Consider the following 398-nt stretch of genomic DNA (forward strand, 5'->3'; position numbering starts at 1 on the left):
CAGAGACACAGAGGGCACAGAGAAAGATTAGATTTTTGTGGTTACTGATCCGCCCAGAGATACATGCTCGCTTTTTTATTGAGCACCTGTAATTCATATGATTTTGAACAGGCCGATGCAGCAAATCCATAACAGACGTGAAGGGGGAGCAAGTGTTCTTCTCTTGGGTGGCAATAGCGTGCATAAGGGGCAGACTGCCAATTGATAAGCCTTTGCTCTCTTTCAGTTTCAGTCAGGTTTTCATCACAGCACGTTTCAAGTAACCAGTCTTCGAATGACTCATTCATGGTTTTTGCTTCATCCGTCTCCGGCGTGAAAAAAGCCCGCATATTGTGAAAGGAAAACCCGGAACCTATCAGCAGCAAGGATTGATCGCCCAAAGTTTGCAAAGCCTGTCC

At 45.7% G+C, this 398-nt stretch carries 1 protein-coding gene; it reads right to left on the reverse strand.

What is annotated here, in order from left to right:
* Positions 1 to 41: 41 nt before the first annotated feature.
* On the reverse strand, positions 42 to 398 hold a 357-nt coding region (locus B3O33_RS08045), incomplete at its 5' end, for a DODA-type extradiol aromatic ring-opening family dioxygenase (protein WP_292363362.1).

The sequence above is a fragment of the Methylophaga sp. UBA1464 genome, assembly GCF_002325665.1.
Classification (GTDB): Bacteria; Pseudomonadota; Gammaproteobacteria; order Nitrosococcales; family Methylophagaceae; genus Methylophaga.